The organism is Winogradskyella sp., assembly GCF_013213975.1.
Classification (GTDB): Bacteria; Bacteroidota; Bacteroidia; order Flavobacteriales; family Flavobacteriaceae; genus Winogradskyella.
This window is the reverse complement of the sequence record NZ_JABSST010000033.1, coordinates 1-17,068: the sequence shown is the minus strand read 5'-3', so window position 1 is coordinate 17,068 and position 17,068 is coordinate 1. Positions and strand designations below refer to the sequence as shown.

At 34.3% G+C, this 17,068-nt stretch carries 17 protein-coding genes; 8 read left to right on the top strand and 9 right to left on the bottom strand.

What is annotated here, in order from left to right:
- Positions 1-15 precede the first annotated feature (15 nt).
- The 4 genes from carA (at position 16) to HRU49_RS06640 (ending at position 5,094) form a co-directional block, all read left to right on the top strand.
- On the top strand, positions 16-1,119 hold the full coding sequence (gene carA / locus HRU49_RS06655) for a glutamine-hydrolyzing carbamoyl-phosphate synthase small subunit (RefSeq protein WP_296355423.1): 1,104 nt from the start codon (positions 16-18) through the stop codon (positions 1,117-1,119).
- Between the two features lie 158 nt (positions 1,120-1,277).
- Entirely contained in the window at positions 1,278-2,570 is a 1,293-nt protein-coding gene (gene eno, locus HRU49_RS06650) for a phosphopyruvate hydratase (RefSeq protein ID WP_296355421.1), read from the top strand.
- Positions 2,571-2,744: 174 nt separating this feature from the next.
- Entirely contained in the window at positions 2,745-4,031 is a 1,287-nt protein-coding gene (locus HRU49_RS06645; RefSeq protein ID WP_296355419.1) for a citrate synthase, read from the top strand.
- 151 nt (positions 4,032-4,182) lie between these two features.
- Positions 4,183-5,094 carry an arginine deiminase family protein gene (locus HRU49_RS06640; protein ID WP_296355417.1) on the top strand — a complete coding sequence of 304 codons (912 nt, stop codon included), beginning with the start codon at positions 4,183-4,185 and terminating at the stop codon, positions 5,092-5,094.
- A 7-nt stretch (positions 5,095-5,101) separates the two neighbouring features.
- Here the strand turns inward: HRU49_RS06640 and HRU49_RS06635 are convergent, their stop codons facing one another.
- From HRU49_RS06635 to rsfS, 6 genes are all read right to left on the bottom strand, one after another.
- On the bottom strand, positions 5,102-5,368 hold the full coding sequence (locus tag HRU49_RS06635) for an acyl-CoA-binding protein (protein ID WP_296355415.1): 267 nt from the start codon (positions 5,366-5,368) through the stop codon (positions 5,102-5,104).
- On the bottom strand, positions 5,365-6,018 hold the full coding sequence (locus HRU49_RS06630; protein WP_296355414.1) for a phosphatidylserine decarboxylase family protein: 654 nt from the start codon (positions 6,016-6,018) through the stop codon (positions 5,365-5,367). The genes HRU49_RS06635 and HRU49_RS06630 overlap by 4 nt, the downstream gene beginning before the upstream one ends.
- On the bottom strand, positions 6,008-6,829 hold the full coding sequence (locus HRU49_RS06625; RefSeq protein WP_296355412.1) for a phosphatidate cytidylyltransferase: 822 nt from the start codon (positions 6,827-6,829) through the stop codon (positions 6,008-6,010). The genes HRU49_RS06630 and HRU49_RS06625 overlap by 11 nt, the downstream gene beginning before the upstream one ends.
- A complete protein-coding gene (locus HRU49_RS06620; RefSeq protein WP_296355410.1) occupies positions 6,829-7,437 on the bottom strand; it encodes an LUD domain-containing protein in 609 nt (202 codons plus the stop codon). The genes HRU49_RS06625 and HRU49_RS06620 overlap by 1 nt, the downstream gene beginning before the upstream one ends.
- Positions 7,438-7,540: 103 nt before the next feature.
- Positions 7,541-9,484 (bottom strand): ATP-dependent zinc metalloprotease FtsH, encoded by a 1,944-nt coding sequence (gene ftsH / locus HRU49_RS06615; protein ID WP_296355408.1) that lies wholly within the window; start codon positions 9,482-9,484, stop codon positions 7,541-7,543.
- 17 nt (positions 9,485-9,501) lie between these two features.
- Complete coding sequence (gene rsfS / locus HRU49_RS06610) at positions 9,502-9,873, bottom strand: ribosome silencing factor (RefSeq protein ID WP_296355405.1); 372 nt, start codon at positions 9,871-9,873, stop codon at positions 9,502-9,504.
- Between the two features lie 94 nt (positions 9,874-9,967).
- On the opposite strand from rsfS, the gene HRU49_RS06605 reads away from it, so the two are divergent.
- Positions 9,968-10,699: a biotin--[acetyl-CoA-carboxylase] ligase gene (locus HRU49_RS06605; protein ID WP_296355403.1), complete on the top strand. Its 732-nt coding sequence runs from the start codon at positions 9,968-9,970 to the stop codon at positions 10,697-10,699.
- On the opposite strand, the gene HRU49_RS06600 is transcribed toward HRU49_RS06605, so the two are convergent.
- Both HRU49_RS06600 and pyrE read right to left on the bottom strand, forming a co-directional pair.
- Positions 10,696-11,091 (bottom strand): SRPBCC family protein, encoded by a 396-nt coding sequence (locus HRU49_RS06600; protein ID WP_296355401.1) that lies wholly within the window; start codon positions 11,089-11,091, stop codon positions 10,696-10,698. The two genes, HRU49_RS06605 and HRU49_RS06600, sit on opposite strands and share 4 nt — an antisense overlap.
- A gap of 28 nt (positions 11,092-11,119) precedes the next feature.
- Positions 11,120-11,764 (bottom strand): orotate phosphoribosyltransferase, encoded by a 645-nt coding sequence (pyrE, locus tag HRU49_RS06595; protein WP_296355399.1) that lies wholly within the window; start codon positions 11,762-11,764, stop codon positions 11,120-11,122.
- Between the two features lie 119 nt (positions 11,765-11,883).
- Between pyrE and HRU49_RS06590 the strand changes: the two genes are divergently transcribed.
- Complete coding sequence (locus tag HRU49_RS06590; protein WP_296355398.1) at positions 11,884-12,474, top strand: NUDIX domain-containing protein; 591 nt, start codon at positions 11,884-11,886, stop codon at positions 12,472-12,474.
- A gap of 118 nt (positions 12,475-12,592) precedes the next feature.
- Positions 12,593-14,512: a T9SS type A sorting domain-containing protein gene (locus tag HRU49_RS06585; RefSeq protein WP_296355396.1), complete on the top strand. Its 1,920-nt coding sequence runs from the start codon at positions 12,593-12,595 to the stop codon at positions 14,510-14,512.
- A 63-nt stretch (positions 14,513-14,575) separates the two neighbouring features.
- Here HRU49_RS06585 and HRU49_RS06580 read toward each other — a convergent pair whose 3' ends face one another.
- Positions 14,576-16,327 carry a M14 family metallopeptidase gene (locus tag HRU49_RS06580; protein WP_296355394.1) on the bottom strand — a complete coding sequence of 584 codons (1,752 nt, stop codon included), beginning with the start codon at positions 16,325-16,327 and terminating at the stop codon, positions 14,576-14,578.
- A 99-nt stretch (positions 16,328-16,426) separates the two neighbouring features.
- On the opposite strand from HRU49_RS06580, the gene HRU49_RS06575 reads away from it, so the two are divergent.
- The coding region (locus HRU49_RS06575) for an arginine deiminase-related protein (protein ID WP_296355392.1) at positions 16,427-17,068 on the top strand (642 nt) is incomplete at its 3' end.

The following is a 17,068-nucleotide window of genomic DNA, read 5'->3' as shown; positions in this document are numbered from 1 at the left end:
ATTTAGGACAAAGGCATGAAATACAAACAAAGAAAGAAGGCACTTATTTTATTAGCGGACGGTACAATTTTCCATGGTAAATCTATAGGAAAAGAAGGCACTGCATTTGGAGAGGTATGTTTTAATACTGGTACCACAGGATACCAAGAAATTTTTACAGATCCATCGTATTATGGTCAACTTATGGTTACTACAAATGCACATATTGGTAATTACGGAACCAAGGACGATGAGAACCAATCTGAAACTGTCAAAATTGCTGGATTAATTTGTAAAAACTTCAGTTTTGAATATTCTAGACCTGGAGGTGATGCATCATTAGAGGATTATTTTGAAAAGCATAATACACTTGCCATTTCAGATGTAGATACTAGGGCATTAGTAAGCTACATAAGGGATAATGGCGCAATGAATGCGGTGATTTCGACAGAAGTTGATAATATAGATGGTTTAAAACAGCAATTAGCAGAACAACCTAACATGGAAGGCTTAGAGTTGGCTTCAAAAGTCTCAACTAAAGAGCCTTATTTTTACGGAAACGAAAATGCTAGGTATAAGATTTCTGCCTTAGATATTGGCATTAAAAAGAATATTCTTGAGAATTTAGCAAATCGAGATGCTTACATAAAAGTCTTTCCTCATGATTCTAAGTTTGAAGATTTAGAAGCTTTTAATCCAGATGGCTTTTTTATTTCTAATGGACCTGGTGATCCAGAACCATTAGTAGAAGCTCAAGCTGTAGCTAAAGCGATTATTGCGAGAAATAAGCCATTATTTGGTATATGTTTAGGTCATCAAGTCATTGCCTTAGCTAATGGCATCTCCACTTATAAGATGCATAATGGCCATAGAGGAATTAATCATCCAGTTAAAAACTTAATAACAGGTAAAGGTGAAATTACGTCTCAAAATCATGGCTTTGCAATTAATAGAGAAGAGACAGAAGCTAATGAGAATGTAGAGATAACCCATATTCATCTTAATGATAATACTGTTGCAGGTATTAAGATAAAGGATAAGAATTGTTTCTCAGTACAGTACCACCCAGAAGCAAGTCCTGGACCAAATGATTCGGTATACTTATTCGATCAATTTATAGAGAATATAAAAAATAACTAATTGAAAAATGGCAATAAAATTTAAGATTTATTGCCATTTTTAATTTACGAAAACATTATCGTAAACATTTAATGTAATTCTAATATTTAAGGATATAAAGTGGTACAACAATTTTGTAAATTTGAAGCTAATTAATATTTTAACTTAAACCAAACAGAATGAGCATTATAATTAATGTACACGCAAGACAAATTTTAGATTCAAGAGGAAATCCAACTGTTGAAGTTGATGTAGTAACAGAAAGTGGCATTATGGGTCGCGCAGCTGTGCCATCTGGAGCATCTACTGGTGAGCATGAAGCTGTTGAGTTAAGAGATGGTGGAGATACCTACATGGGAAAAGGAGTTTTGAAAGCGGTAGAGAACGTTAATTCAGTTATTGCTCAAGAGTTACTAGGTGTTTCTGTATTTGAACAAAATGCCATTGATCAATTAATGATTGATTTAGACGGAACACCGAATAAATCAAAATTAGGAGCCAATGCTATTTTAGGTGTGTCTTTAGCAGTTGCTAAAGCAGCCGCAAATGAGTTAGGACTACCTTTATACAGATATGTTGGTGGTGTTTCTGCTAATACGTTACCATTACCTATGATGAACATTATTAATGGGGGTTCTCATAGTGATGCACCAATCGCATTTCAAGAGTTTATGGTAATGCCAGTTAAAGCAAAGGACTTTACTCATGCCATGCAAATGGGAACTGAAATATTTCATAACCTCAAGAAAGTTTTACATGATAGAGGATTAAGCACTGCAGTTGGAGATGAAGGTGGATTTGCTCCAAATTTAGAAGGAGGAACAGAAGATGCTTTAGATGCTATTAAGTTAGCTGTAGAAAAAGCTGGGTATACCTTCGGTAATGATGTTATGATTGCTTTAGACTGTGCTTCAGCAGAGTTTTATGTAGATGGAAAATACGATTATACTAAGTTTGAAGGAGATTCTGGTAAAGTAAGAACCTCTGAAGAGCAAGCAGAGTACTTAGCAGAGTTGGCTTCTAAATATCCGATTATTTCTATCGAGGATGGTATGGATGAAAACGACTGGGATGGCTGGAAATTACTAACAGATAAAATTGGCGATAGCGTACAATTAGTTGGTGATGATTTGTTTGTAACAAATGTAGAACGTTTGTCTCGAGGAATTGAAAATGGTATTGCAAATTCAATTCTAATTAAAGTGAATCAAATAGGTACATTAACTGAAACTATTTCTGCGGTTAACATGGCTCATAATGCAGGGTATACATCTGTTATGTCTCATAGATCTGGAGAAACAGAAGATAATACCATCGCTGATTTAGCAGTTGCATTAAATACAGGACAAATTAAAACAGGTTCTGCGTCACGTAGTGATCGTATGGCAAAATACAATCAATTATTACGCATTGAAGAAGAGTTAGGTGATGTTGCTTATTTTCCGCAGGCAAATGCGTTTAAAGTGAAATAATTTCATTTAAATTATGTAATTAACAAAAGCGATTACCAATTGGTAATCGCTTTTTAGTTTTATAGAATTTTGTAATACTTATATTGTTAAATCCATAATAAATCTGCTTTATATATCCTTATATATTTCGTAATTTTACAGTCCTTAAAAATTCACAAAATTAGATTATAGAATATGTCAGACAAAGCTACCTTAGAAGTTAATGGTGAAAAATATGAGTTCCCTCTAAAAGTAGGTACAGAAAACGAAGTTGCAATAGATATAAAGACTTTAAGAAATGCAACAGGTGGTATAATTACCATAGATCCAGGTTATAAAAATACTGGAAGTTGCGAAAGTGCTATTACATTCTTAGATGGTGAAAAAGGTATCTTGAGATATAGAGGTTATTCTATTGAAGAGCTCGCTGAAAAAGCAGATTTCTTAGAAGTGGCTTATCTTCTGATTTTTGGAGAATTACCAACTCAAGAACAATTGGATAAATTTGAAGGTGATATCAAGGAAAAGTCAGTTGTTGACGATGACGTAAAGAAAATTCTAGATGCCTTTCCAAAAGCTGCACATCCTATGGGTGTGTTATCTTCATTGACTAGTGCATTAACGGCATTTTATCCTTCCTCCGTAGACGTAAATTCTGAGGAAGCTATGTACGATGCTATTGTTAGAATATTAGCTAAATTTCCAATTCTTGTGGCATGGACAATGCGCAAAAAGCATGGCTTACCATTAGAATATGGAGATGATAATTTAGGCTATGTGGAGAATGTATTAAAGATGATGTTCAAGAAGCCTAATAGTGAATACGAACAAAATCCTATTTTGATCAATGCATTGGATAAGTTGTTAATACTGCACGCAGACCATGAGCAAAATTGTTCGACTTCAACAGTCAGAATTGCAGGTTCTTCTCATGCAGGTTTATTTGTGTCTTTAGCTTCTGGTATTTCAGCCCTTTGGGGTCCTTTGCATGGAGGTGCAAATCAAGCTGTATTGGAAATGCTTGAAGCGATTAAAGAAGATGGAGGAGATACGAAGAAGTACATGGCTAAAGCGAAAGACAAGAATGATCCTTTCCGATTGATGGGCTTTGGTCATCGCGTTTATAAGAACTTTGACCCTAGAGCAAAAATTATTAAGGTTGCAGCAGATGAAGTGCTAGGAGATTTAGGTGTAGAAGATCCTATTTTAGATATTGCTAAAGGGCTAGAACAGGAAGCTTTAGAAGATCAATACTTTGTAGATAGAAAGTTATATCCAAACGTGGATTTCTATTCTGGAATCATTTACAGAGCCATGGGTATTCCTGTTGAGATGTTTACAGTAATGTTTGCATTGGGTAGACTACCAGGTTGGATAGCACAATGGCGCGAAATGCGATTACGCAAAGAGCCTATCGGTCGTCCAAGACAATTATATACAGGTGAGACTCAAAGAGCATTTAAATCAATTGACCAACGTTAATTGTTTATTTAATTATAGAGAAGCTTCATATAACGTTATGAAGCTTTTTGTATTTTAAGTCCTATGAAATAAGCCTAAGATTTAGTTTACATCAACTTTATACTAATGATCAAATTTCATCTGACAGCTTTAAAACTATAAACATCTACAGATGAAATTAAACATTCAAAACGAAACGTCTCGTCTTAGAGCAGTCGTTTTAGGTACAGCTGAGAGTAATGGACCTATCCCAACTATTGAAGAAGCATATGACCCTAAATCAATTGAGCATATTAAGGCAGGTACATATCCAAAAGAGTCGGATATGATAAAGGAAATGGAGGCCGTCGCTGCTGTTTTTGAGAAATATGATGTTGAAGTTTTTAGACCAAAAGTAATAAAGGATTATAATCAGATATTTTCTCGCGACATTGCTTTTGTAATTGAGGATAAATTAATTAAGGCTAATATACTGCCAGATAGAGAACGGGAGTATGAAGCTATACAGCATCTTATCAATCAAATAGACGGAGATAAAGTCATAAAACTTCCTGAAGAATGCCATGTGGAAGGTGGAGATGTAATGCCTTGGAATGACTATATTTTCATGGGGACATACACAGGTGAGGATTATCCAGATTACATTACGGCACGTACCAATAAAGAAGCTGTTTTGGCCATAAAAAAACTGTTTCCAAATAAAACCGTAAAGGCGTTTGAGCTCAGAAAATCAAATACAAACCCTAAAGAAAATGCATTACACTTAGATTGTTGCTTTCAGCCTGTTGGAAAGGATAAAGCTATTATCCATAAAAATGGATTTTTAGTTGAGAGCGAATATCAGTGGCTAGTAAATTATTTTGGAAAGGAAAATGTGTTTGAAATTACAAAAGATGAAATGTACGATATGTATAGCAATATCTTTTCAATTTCTGAGGATGTCGTAATTTCTGAACAAAATTTTACAAGGTTGAATACTTGGTTACGAGACAATGGCTTTACTGTTGAAGAGGTGCCATATGCTGAGATAGCTAAACAAGAAGGTCTTTTAAGGTGTTCTACTATGCCTTTAATTAGAAACTGACATTATATTACTTTCTATACAAAAAATAGTTATTGACAAGATCAATATATTCTTGTTTGGCCTCATCTTCACTTATATCTTGAACTTGGAATAAGGCATTAGTTTTAAAAGCGTTTATAATAGGCTTACGACTACTTGGTCTGCCGTAATCATTGGTTGCTTTTTTGTAATAAGCGTATAAGCGCAAAAGAAAATCTGCAGGAAAAGGATCTGTATGTGCATTTATGCGGTCAACAGCATCTTCAAATTCTTTATGTAACTCTTCTGATGTCATTTCATCTCAGCAATGATACTTTCACCACCTCTTACCTTTTGGTTAAGTTTCACCTTTATCTCTGCATCTAAAGGTAAAAATAAATCAACTCTAGAACCAAATTTAATGAAGCCAGAGTCAGCTCCTTGAACCGCAGTAGTGTTTTCTTTGGCATAGTTAACAATGCGCTTTGCTAAGGCCCCAGCAATTTGGCGATAGAGAACCTGGCCAAAACTTTTATTTTCAACAACCACTGTAGTACGTTCGTTTTCTTCACTAGCCTTGGGATGCCATGCAACTAGATACTTTCCCGGATGGTATTTGCTAAAACTAATATTTCCACTAATAGGGTAACGTGTAACATGGACATTTAAAGGGGACATAAACACAGAGACTTGAATTCGCTTGTCTTTAAATACCTCATTTTCCATAACTTCTTCGATAACCACCACCTTACCATCAACTGGCGATAAAGCATGCTTTTCATTAGTATGTGTGTGTCGTTTGGGATTTCTAAAAAACTGCAGAATCAAAATAAAGAAAATTAATACTGCTATCATCAGTCCTTTTCTTAGCCATTCATTAACGATAAATTCGTCAATCAAAAAAAATGAGCCAACTACAATGACTAGTGTTGTGAAAATAATTTTATGACCTTCTCTATGAAACATAACTTAAAATTCTTAAAAATAAATATACGAATGGTGCTGCAAAGATAATACTATCTAAACGGTCTAACAGGCCACCATGACCAGGCATAATTACACCACTATCTTTTACACCAGCTTGTCTTTTAAATTTTGATTCGATTAAATCTCCTAAAGTACCTAAAGCACTTATAATAATGGCCAGTATGAGCCAGCTAGTAAAACCAAGTGTTTCAGTATAAACCGAAATAAAATAACTTGATATACATGCAAAAAAGAGACCTCCTAGAAAACCCTCAACAGTTTTCTTAGGTGAAATTCTTGGAAACAATTTTTGGCGACCAAAATTTTTACCAACTAGATATGCTGCACTATCATTAACCCAAATCAAAATAAATCCACCGAGTAATAACAATGGTGTAAATGTATTTTGATAATTAGCTATTAATAACATAAATATAAATCCACTGGTAATATAGAAGGTAGTTACAATAAAGCGCTTGGACTGAAAGAGCGGTATCTGTTTGGTTGTAAATAAATCTTTAATAAGAATGAGATTAACAAAAATTGTAATCACTAGAAGGATTTGAATAGCTTCATCACTTCCTTTTATTGTGTCATTTGTGATACAAGAATACCAAAATCCGCCATAAAGAAGAATAAAAATTAAGTATTGTATAAAAGACTTAAGATTAATTAGTTTACTGAATTCTGCTAGGCTTAACATTCCAAAGACGTAAAGCAAAATAGTCAATGCATGTTGATTGTATAATGAAGCAATAAGCAAGAGCACGTATATAGCACCTGAAAGTGCTCTTATAGATAATTCTTTCATTACAAGTCTTCTAAGAGCAGCAAATATAGATTTTTTGAACTACTTCCATAAGTAAGGAAGTCTTTATCGTCAGCTGTCTTAAAGTGTTTTATGGTTGTTATGTTTGTAGGGATTGCCAATTTACTTTTCGCTTTAATCCCTTTAAGTCCCTCACCTATATTCTCTACAAACTGACTTGTTGTAGCATAAATAATAAAGTGATCAGGAAGTTCTCTTAATTTTTTCTCGGCAATTTGATTTGAGGAAATCAATAGAGAACCGTCATCTGAAACTAAATACTCACAGGTCGACAAAAAATAAGAACTTTCTGAAATCGTTTTAGTGCTATTCAGGTTAAAATCTTTGAAAAGCTCTGAAAGTCTATCATCAATTATGAAAACATTTTCGTCATGCCATTGATTTTCATCTAGTATTGAATTAAAGCTGTCTTTAACTTCATCCATTGTTTCACAATACAAAAATTTTCCTCCATTGGCTTTGAAATTAATTGTGAAACGTTCATCTGCAGGTAACTTAATTTCAGGCATATATTTGCCGCGCTCTTGATTTGGTATTTGATCTTCGGATTGATCAGATTTCTTACCGAAGAGTTTACGAAATAAGCTCATTCAATTATTGCTATTAATCCTGTAGTTAGTGCATTTCTCAAATATAAAAAAACTTAAATTAACAATTCGTCAATTTAAGTTTTTTATATCAATGCAAGAGGGTTTATTCTTCCTCTTCGGTTCCGATTTCTTCTCTGTCAAAAGCACGTTTTCCAAAGATTTTTTCTAGGTTGTCCTTGAAAATCACCTCTTTATCTAAAAGAACTTCGGCAAGTTCGGTAAGTTTATCTTTATTCTCTTCTAGAAGTTTTACTGCACGATCGTATTGCTCTTCGATAATGTCCGAAATTTCTTTATCTATTAGTACAGCAGTTTCTTCACTGTAAGGCTTAGTGAAACCATATTCAGATTGTCCTGAAGAATCGTAGTATGTTAAGTTACCAACCTTGTCGCTTAGACCATAGATAGTTACCATAGCCCTTGCTTGTTTTGTGACTTTTTCTAGATCACTTAAAGCGCCAGTTGAAATTTTATCAAAAATAACTTGCTCTGCAGCTCGACCGCCAAGTGCAGCACACATTTCGTCAAGCATTTGTTCAGGTCTCACTATTAAACGCTCTTCTGGTAAATACCAAGCCGCGCCTAATGAACGTCCTCTTGGTACAATAGTTACCTTAACTAAAGGTGCTGCATGTTCTAGCATCCAACTTACAGTAGCATGACCTGCTTCATGGAAAGCGACAGCGCGCTTTTCTTCAGGGGTAATGATTTTATTTTTCTTTTCTAAACCGCCTATAATTCTATCTACAGCGTCCAAGAAGTCTTGTTTATTAACTGCTTTTTTTCCTTTTCTAGCAGCAATCAATGCAGCTTCATTACACACATTAGCTATATCAGCACCTGAAAATCCTGGGGTTTGTTTTGCCAAGAAATCTATATCTAACGACTCTTCTTTTTTAAGTGGTCTTAAATGCACTTCAAAGATTTCTTTCCGTTCACGTACATCAGGTAAATCAACATAAATTTGTCTATCAAATCGACCTGCACGCATTAATGCACTGTCAAGAACATCTGCTCTGTTGGTCGCCGCTAAAACAATAACGTTTGTATTAGTGCCAAAGCCATCCATCTCCGTTAATAACTGATTTAATGTGTTTTCACGCTCATCATTAGATCCTGAAAAGTTATTTTTACCACGTGCTCTACCTATCGCATCTATTTCGTCTATAAATATGATTGAAGGAGACTTTTCTTTGGCTTGTTTAAATAAGTCTCTTACACGAGATGCCCCTACACCAACAAACATTTCAACAAAGTCTGAACCTGAAAGCGAAAAGAAAGGTACTTTGGCTTCACCTGCTACTGCTTTAGCTAATAACGTTTTACCTGTTCCCGGAGGGCCTACTAGCAAGGCTCCTTTTGGTATTTTACCACCTAACGCTGTATACTTTTCCGGAAATTTAAGAAAATCTACAATCTCTTGTACTTCTTCTTTCGCACCTTCTAAACCCGCAACATCTTTAAAAGAAGTTTTTGTATCAGACTTTTCATCAAATAATTTAGCTTTGGATTTACCAATATTAAATATTTGACCGCCAGCTCCACCAGCACCTCCAGAAGACATGCGGCGCATGATAAATATCCATACACCAATTATTAATACAAAGGGTAATAAGGTGATTAAGAATTCTCCCCAAGCATTACTTTCTGTATCATATTTTACCTCTGTGTTGAGGTTATTAGCCTGTTTTATCTCCCGAATATCCTTTTCAAAATTCTGTAGATCACCAAATTCAAACCTGTAATTAGGCATAGGTGTTACTGAAGGTAAAATTGATTTTGGTTTTGATTTTTTGTGTACTTCGAGTTCTTGGGCTTCTTTGGTAAGGTAAACTCTAGCTTCGCGTTTATTTACTATTTCTATACGCTTTACATCACCACGTTCTAAATATTCCAAAAACTGTGATGGAGTTGTTTGAAGGCCAGTAGTTCCACCAAATCCCCCAGAAAATAACTGAATTGAAAGAAATACTGCGATAATTACACCATAAATCCAATATGGATTTACCTTAGGTTTTTTATTTAAGTTTTTATTGTCTTTTGCCATTATGAGCTCTTCTCTTTTTAGTAACTGGTTTCAATTTGTGTCGTTTTAGCATCTCCCCAAAGACTTTCTATATCATAATATTCTCTGATATGTTTTTGGAAGACATGGACGACCACATTTATATAATCTAATAAGACCCATTCAGCATTATCTGTTCCTTCAATGTGCCAGGGCTTATCTTTTGTATTTTTACTGACTTGTTTTTGTATAGAATTAACGATTGCGTTTACTTGTGTATTTGAAGTACCCTCACAAATGATGAAATAGTCGCAAACGGTATTTTCAATTTCTCTTAAATCTAAAATGGTAATTTCTTTTCCCTTAACCTCTTCAATACCAAGAATGATTGTTGTAATGAGTTGGTCTGCATTGGTTTTTTCTTTCGTCATTAAATTAATTTAAATTTACGCAAAGTTATTATTTTTTTAGTTCTTGTTTGCCCTTATTCTCATAAGAAAACTATAAAAAAACGCTGCTTTTACCATGTATATAATCAAACTTGATGCCATTGATTCTACTAACGCCTATCTAAAGGCGATGGCTTCAGTTAATTTACCAAAAGATTTTACGGTTGTGGTTGCAGATAAGCAAACGGATGGTCGTGGTCAAATGGGATCAACATGGATTTCGGATTCTGGTAAAAACCTTACAGCTAGTGTGTTTAAGGAGCTATCAGGGTTCGATGTTGAAAAGCAGTATTTTATAAGTATGTGCATTGCTCTAGCAATTCATTCAGCTTTAGAAAGGTTTAAAATCCCTAAATTGAGCATAAAATGGCCTAACGACATTTTGTCAGCAGATAAAAAGATATGCGGCATTTTAATAGAAAATGTCATAAAAAATAACAAGTTACAGGGGTCAGTTATTGGCTTTGGAATTAACGTAAATCAGATTCAATTTGACAACTTGCCAAAAGCTTCTTCATTAAAACAGATTACCGGAAACACTTATAATAAAGAGGAGTTACTGTCTGCAATTCTAAAAGAAATACCAATGTATTTTGAAGCTTTAGAGTCCCAAAAGTTTGATGATATTAAAAGGGAATATGAATCTCTTCTATTTCGAATGGAAAAACCATCAACCTTTAAATTACAAAATAATCAGGTTTTTTCTGGAATTATCAAAGGTGTTGATCATACTGGTAAATTAAAGGTGTGGACTGAGAACGATATTATAAAGGCCTTTAATTTAAAGGAAGTAAGCCTATTGTATTAAATTGCAGACTTCATATTTGTTGCTAAGGTCTCAATAAACTTAGTAATAGGTCCTTTTATCATCATACCCATCATGGCATTGAATTCCCCACTAAATGCCAGTTGTACTTCACTTTTGTTAGCGTCAATTTCTAAAATGTGTCCAATTAAGGCAAAATCTAATTTTCCGCCAGCTGCGCCCAAAACTATCTTACTATTAGGGATTGCTTCTTTTTTCTTTAGAACAATCTCTGGCATGCCTTTTAATGCGAATAAGAATTTATCGTCTTCTAATACTTCAAATTTACTTATGTTCTCTGGCATTAAACTTTCAAAATTCTTTACATCAGATAAAAAATTAAAAGTTGCTTCAGCTGACTTATCAAGAGTTACTTTTGGTGATTCTAAATTCATGATTAAAATAGTTTTTTGTAAATAACAATCAATTAGCGTTCCATTCACTTGGATTTGCATTCCATTGTGCTAAAATGTCTTGTTGACTTTTTGTAATATAATTAGTGTCAAGTGCTTGTTCCAACAAATTTTCGTAATTACCCAGCGTATGAAGCTCAACTCCAGCGTTTTCAAAATTGTCAGACGCCACCTTAAAGCCGTAAGAAAAAATAGCAACCATTCCCTTAATATTTACTTCTGCTTCTCTAAGAGCAGTCACAGCATTCAAGCTACTTTTTCCAGTACTTATCAAATCTTCAACTACGACAACGTTTTGCCCTTTGGTAACATGACCTTCAATTTGATTTTTACGACCATGCTTTTTGGCTTCTGGTCTAACATAAACAAATGGAAGGTTTAAGTAGTCTGCAACCAAGGAACCAATGCCTATAGCGCCTGTTGCAACTCCTGCAATAACATCTGGTTTACCATAATAATCTTCAATATGTTTGGCCATGGTTTCCCTAATATAATTTCGAATTAAAGGGTAAGACAATACAATTCTATTATCGCAATAAATTGGTGACTTCCATCCTGAAGCCCAAGTAAATGGTTCTGTTGGTTGTAGTTTTATCGCGTTAATTTGTAATAAAACTTCTGCGGTTTTTTTAGCGGTCTCTTTATTAAAAATCATGTTACAAAATTAAGCAATTTTAAAGCCTAAGAAATTTTAATTTTAATTTAATTTTTGACCAATATAATTTCTAGTAAAAATTATACATTTACAGTATTAAGCTGTAACTGACCAAACAGATGTATACAATTTACGTAGGTGATAAACCAATCATTTTAACCACCAAAGTTGAGAGGGAAACAGATTTTAAATCCTTTCTACTCAAATCTGTAAATGTTGGAAAAGTTATTAAAATGCTTAATACTACAGATTTAAAAGCGGTACGATTAATTCATGATAATCCTGATAAGCTCTTAAAACACTTTCTTAAGCTTTTGCCAAATGTAATTGCTGGTGGTGGAAAGGTTTATAATTCCAATAATGAAGTGCTCTTTATTTACAGAAATAAAAAATGGGACTTACCAAAAGGTAAGGTCGAAGGAAAAGAATCAATTGAAGAAACAGCTATTAGAGAAGTAGAGGAAGAGACTGGTGTAGATGGATTAAAAATAACAAAGGCTTTGCCTATTACTTACCATATCTTTAAACGTAACGGGAAGCATAAAATTAAAGTAACCTACTGGTTTGAAATGAAAACCGAATTTGAAGGAAAATTATATCCACAGACTAAGGAGGGTATAACCAAGGTTAAGTGGTTAAATCACAAAGAATCCCTTAAAGCACTTGAAAATAGCTATGCCAATATTAAATTACTGGTTAAAGCCATTTAATTTTTAGAAAAGTTAAATTTATTCGATTTCTTGTTAATGTTTCTTAAAATTTGAGGGTCCCAATTTTTCCTCATACTATTTTGTTTAATTTTATACATGAACAATTAAACAAAAAGCAATGAAAAGCAAATCTATTCTTCAGACCCCAAATCTGAAAGGTTACCTACTTGTTTTGTTTTTTAGTCTTTTTTTGTTTGGATTTGGTCAAACAAATTCTCTTGTATGTGGTGACATTGAGAATTTTGAGTTTACTAATGGCCATGAATCCATACAAATTCAAGACGATGAAATTTACGTCTTTGATGATTTGCCTGGACATTTTTATGTTCAAGTAAATATTCATGGATATGTTCAAAGTGTGCGATATGAAGTTCTCAATCTTGACACTAATCAAACTTATGAAATCATCGAAAATATTGTTCCTTATACCTTTCCAGCTGGAAACGGTGATTGGGATATAGGTTTAGGTACCTTCGAAGTTACTGCAACTGTTTATTTTCTTGACAATGCTCAGGGATTTCAATGCGATTCTGAAACCATCACATTCACTTTAGGGAATCAAGAGCCATGCTTGGCAGACGCAGGCACTGTGAGTGCAGTGATGTCAGAGGTATGTAGTACAGGTGAGGTTATGATCAGTGCTACGGCTAATGGGGATTCGTTTGTACCAGACGGCTATAGTACGTTATATGTATTGACTAGTGGGGAAGGTTTAGTAATTGAGCAAGTTAATGGCACACCAGACTTTACGGTAGTAGGTGGTGGCTTATATACGATCCACGGTTTTGTATACCCAAGTGATTTAGACTTAAGTGTGGTTGTACCAGGAGTAACGACAGGCTTTGATGTTAATGGCTTATTGATTCAAGGCGGCGGAGAGTTATGTGGCTCATTAGATGTAGCAGGAGCACCAATCACGATTACAAATCCAGATGCAGGGACCTTAACAGCGGTAGAGAGTAGTTTAGAGTTATCAGGTGGTGATGCGATGTTAAGCGCGACACCGAATGGTGATGCCAATGTACCGGAGGGTTACAGTACGTTATTTGTATTGACCAGTGGTGAAGGTTTACTTATTGAGCAGGTTAACGGCACACCAGACTTTACAGTAACAGAAGCAGGGGATTACACGATCCATACGTTAGTCTATCCAACAGGTTTAGATTTAAGTGTCGTTGTACCAGGAGTAACAACAGGCTTTGATGTTAATAGTTTATTAGTTCAAGGTGGGGGTGATTTATGTGCCTCATTAGATGTGGCTGGAGCACCGATTCATGTAGGGGAAGCTAGCGACGAATGCAATGCATTCGCTGGAAGTTTATATTCGTATCAACCAATTCAGTGCTTAGATAACGGTGTCGCTACAATTTATGCTGAAGCAGTGCAAGCAGCCGTTATTCCAAGTGGTTATCAGCAATTATTTGTTCTGACAAATGCATTTAACTTTACCATATTAGATGTATCTGCAACACCAGAATTTGAAATTGATAATGTTGGTTTCTACAGAATTCACAGTCTCGTTTACGATCCAAGCACTTTAGACTTAAGTATCGTACAATTTGGACAGACAACAGCTTTTGATGTTCTACCTTTAATTCAACAGGGTGGAGGAGAGATTTGTGCTTCATTAGATGTTCAGGGTGCTGTAAATTTAGTGTTACCAGGGTGGTTCTGTGATATATTTAATTTCTACTTTGGGTTTGGAAGAAATTCACAAGGTGATGCAGTTAATGATTGGGTGAATCAGTATGACGATTATCAAAGTTTTGAAGATGCGATGTTAGCAGAATTTACAAAAACAGTCGTTTATCCAAATCCAGTTAAAACAACATTAAATATCAATACAATATTAGTAGAAGACGAAATCGTAAGCTATACTATTGTAGATATGCAAGGTAGATTATTAAAACGTGGAGTAATTACAACATTATCTACTGATAGACATCAGATAGAAATGAGTAATCTAAGTATTGGGACATATATTGTTCAACTCACCTCGAAATTTAGAAACTTCACGACCAAAGTTCAAGTAAATTAATAGTATTAATAAATACTTCGACTTATGCTTTAAAGCCACCATGGAAATGGTGGCTTTTTAGTTTTAATTTAAGCGATAAACAGGATATTGTAAATGCGCTTTTTCATAATTGTTACTTTTTTTATGAATCCAATCAAGTTGGGCATACCAGTTATTAGCAAATTCCTCATCATAACTGACCTTTATATTATATTCAATTTGTAATTTAGGATTTGTTCTTAGTACCATTTTAGCTCTATCTTCCCATATGTAAGGAGAAAATCCTTCTTTTTGCTGTAAGATAGTATCAAAGAAATTCCAATTAAAAAACGAATCAGGGCCAGTTGGCTCAAGCGTTTCTAGTAAGTAACGTAAAGCTTTTTGGTCAGTACTGATGATATAGTCACCTTTTCTGAATTTTATTTTTTGCTCCGATGATTTTACTTTGGTATTGTAGTGTAAATAATGACCTTCGTAAGCATTAGGTCGTGTGTCATAATCTTCTATTCTGTATGATTCGACATTAAGTAAAGTATCTTTCTTAATTTGAGTTAGTTCAACCTGATTTAGTGATAACAGTTCAATGACATTATGCCATCCTTGAGGAATAACATAGGCCTTTGGAATAGTAACTTCACTAGAAGGTTTAAAATAGTTTTGATAACTAACATCTTTAATATATGGTTTCGTTCTATCATATTTTAATCGTTGTGCACCTGTTAGGTCGCTTGGTATCATAAATCCTTCATAACCTTTAAATTTTAATGTCGAAGATTGTGTTGTGTCTATTGCCCAGGACAATGGATAACTTGATCCTTGTTTCCATGTTTTTGATTGGTTACGTCTAATTTGGGTAATTCTACCTCCTTGTTCTTCAGTGATTTCAATCATACTTTTCATTAATTCATAGGTGCCTTCCACACGTTGTTTGTATGGTTTTAACATGTGTGTTTCTACCATCATGCCTAATGTGTTAAAGAGCGTTGTATAACCTGTTGAATAGCGTGGAGAGTCCATAAACTGAGAAAATCCTGATTCTGGAGTGCGGTTAAAAACATTGACATAAGGTGTAATATCCCAAGATTTATCTTCTAATTTTTTCTCTAACAATGGCATTATTTCCGTGTGCAAATAGTCCCCTAATACTCCACCTAATTTATTATGCTGTGTAAATAAATGGGTTAATATGTATTGATAATCGGCACCATTACTAACATGGTTGTCAATAAAAACATCGGGCTGAACTAAATGAAATATTTGTGCAAAGGTTCGTGCATTCTTAGTGTCTGATTTTATAAAATCCCTATTGAGGTCATAATTGCGAGCATTTCCTCTAAAACCATATTCTTTCGGGCCATTTTGGTTGGTTCTTGTACCTGAATTCCTATTTAAACTCCCACCAACATTATATATTGGTATCGTTACTAAAATGGTCTGCTTCGGTGCTTCTATTTTACCTTGAACAATATCGCGATATAACATCATCGTGGCATCAATACCATCAGATTCTCCTGGATGTATCCCATTATTGATGAGCATAATTCTATGATTAGATCTTAAAGCATCAAAATCATCAGATCCACCTGCCATATTTAAGGTTACAATATGAAGTGGTTTCCCAGAATCTGTTTCTCCTATTTCTCGAATTGAAATCTCATCAAATTCTTCAGATAGATTCAAATAGAATTGAATCGTTTCATCATAGGTTGCTGTTTCTAGCCCATTCGATTTTTCAAACACTGTTGTAAAATCAATTTCTGATGTGGCATCGGAGTTATTTCCTGATTTATCTGAACATGAGGAAATTAACAAGAGTAGAATAAATAGTTTTTTCATAGGAAGTTAGATTGTTTTTCAAACTTAAAGAAATTAATATGAATCTGTGATTTTTGAAATGTAAAAAGAGTAATTTTACGGGACTTTTAATACCTCAAAATGCAACAGTCTACAGATACTATTTTGATGATTCGTCCTGTTAATTTTAGGATGAATGAGCAAACCGCTGTCAATAATTATTTTCAGGAAGATATCGATTTAAAAAATGCCAAAATCAATGCAAAAGCTCAGGCTGAATTTGATGCTTTTGTTGAAAAATTACAAGGAGTTGGAGTTAATGTTATCGTAGAATCTGATGATCTAGATAGTGATACGCCTGATTCAATCTTTCCCAATAATTGGGTAAGCTTCCATAAAAATGGTAATGTGGCAATATACCCAATGTTTGCTGAAAATAGACGGTTAGAAAGACGTGAGGAAATTTTTTTGAGACTTGAAGATGAAGGGTTTAAAATTGAAACTATTATCGACTATACATCAGCTGAAGACGAAGGTATTTTTTTGGAGGGTACAGGTAGTATTATCATGGATCGTGTCAATCAAAAAGCATATTGCGCTTTATCGCCAAGAGCAGATGAAGATTTGTTTATTGAATTCTGTGAAGATTTTGAATGTTCACCCGTTATTTTTACTGCGAATCAGACTGTTGAGGGCGAACGACTAGCCATCTATCATACCAATGTTATGATGTGTTTAGCAGATAGTTTTTCTGTTATTTGTTTAGATAGCATAGATGATAAA

Bases quoted from the DNA above. Each gene is read 5' to 3' on its own strand.
- carA (WP_296355423.1), top strand. From the start codon at position 16: ATGAAATACAAACAAAGAAAGAAGGCACTTATTTTATTAGCGGACGGT.
- eno (WP_296355421.1), top strand. From the start codon at position 1,278: ATGAGCATTATAATTAATGTACACGCAAGACAAATTTTAGATTCAAGA.
- HRU49_RS06645 (WP_296355419.1), top strand. From the start codon at position 2,745: ATGTCAGACAAAGCTACCTTAGAAGTTAATGGTGAAAAATATGAGTTC.
- HRU49_RS06640 (WP_296355417.1), top strand. From the start codon at position 4,183: ATGAAATTAAACATTCAAAACGAAACGTCTCGTCTTAGAGCAGTCGTT.
- HRU49_RS06635 (WP_296355415.1), bottom strand. From the start codon at position 5,368: ATGACATCAGAAGAGTTACATAAAGAATTTGAAGATGCTGTTGACCGC.
- HRU49_RS06630 (WP_296355414.1), bottom strand. From the start codon at position 6,018: ATGTTTCATAGAGAAGGTCATAAAATTATTTTCACAACACTAGTCATT.
- HRU49_RS06625 (WP_296355412.1), bottom strand. From the start codon at position 6,829: ATGAAAGAATTATCTATAAGAGCACTTTCAGGTGCTATATACGTGCTC.
- HRU49_RS06620 (WP_296355410.1), bottom strand. From the start codon at position 7,437: ATGAGCTTATTTCGTAAACTCTTCGGTAAGAAATCTGATCAATCCGAA.
- ftsH (WP_296355408.1), bottom strand. From the start codon at position 9,484: ATGGCAAAAGACAATAAAAACTTAAATAAAAAACCTAAGGTAAATCCA.
- rsfS (WP_296355405.1), bottom strand. From the start codon at position 9,873: ATGACGAAAGAAAAAACCAATGCAGACCAACTCATTACAACAATCATT.
- HRU49_RS06605 (WP_296355403.1), top strand. From the start codon at position 9,968: ATGTATATAATCAAACTTGATGCCATTGATTCTACTAACGCCTATCTA.
- HRU49_RS06600 (WP_296355401.1), bottom strand. From the start codon at position 11,091: ATGAATTTAGAATCACCAAAAGTAACTCTTGATAAGTCAGCTGAAGCA.
- pyrE (WP_296355399.1), bottom strand. From the start codon at position 11,764: ATGATTTTTAATAAAGAGACCGCTAAAAAAACCGCAGAAGTTTTATTA.
- HRU49_RS06590 (WP_296355398.1), top strand. From the start codon at position 11,884: ATGTATACAATTTACGTAGGTGATAAACCAATCATTTTAACCACCAAA.
- HRU49_RS06585 (WP_296355396.1), top strand. From the start codon at position 12,593: ATGAAAAGCAAATCTATTCTTCAGACCCCAAATCTGAAAGGTTACCTA.
- HRU49_RS06580 (WP_296355394.1), bottom strand. From the start codon at position 16,327: ATGAAAAAACTATTTATTCTACTCTTGTTAATTTCCTCATGTTCAGAT.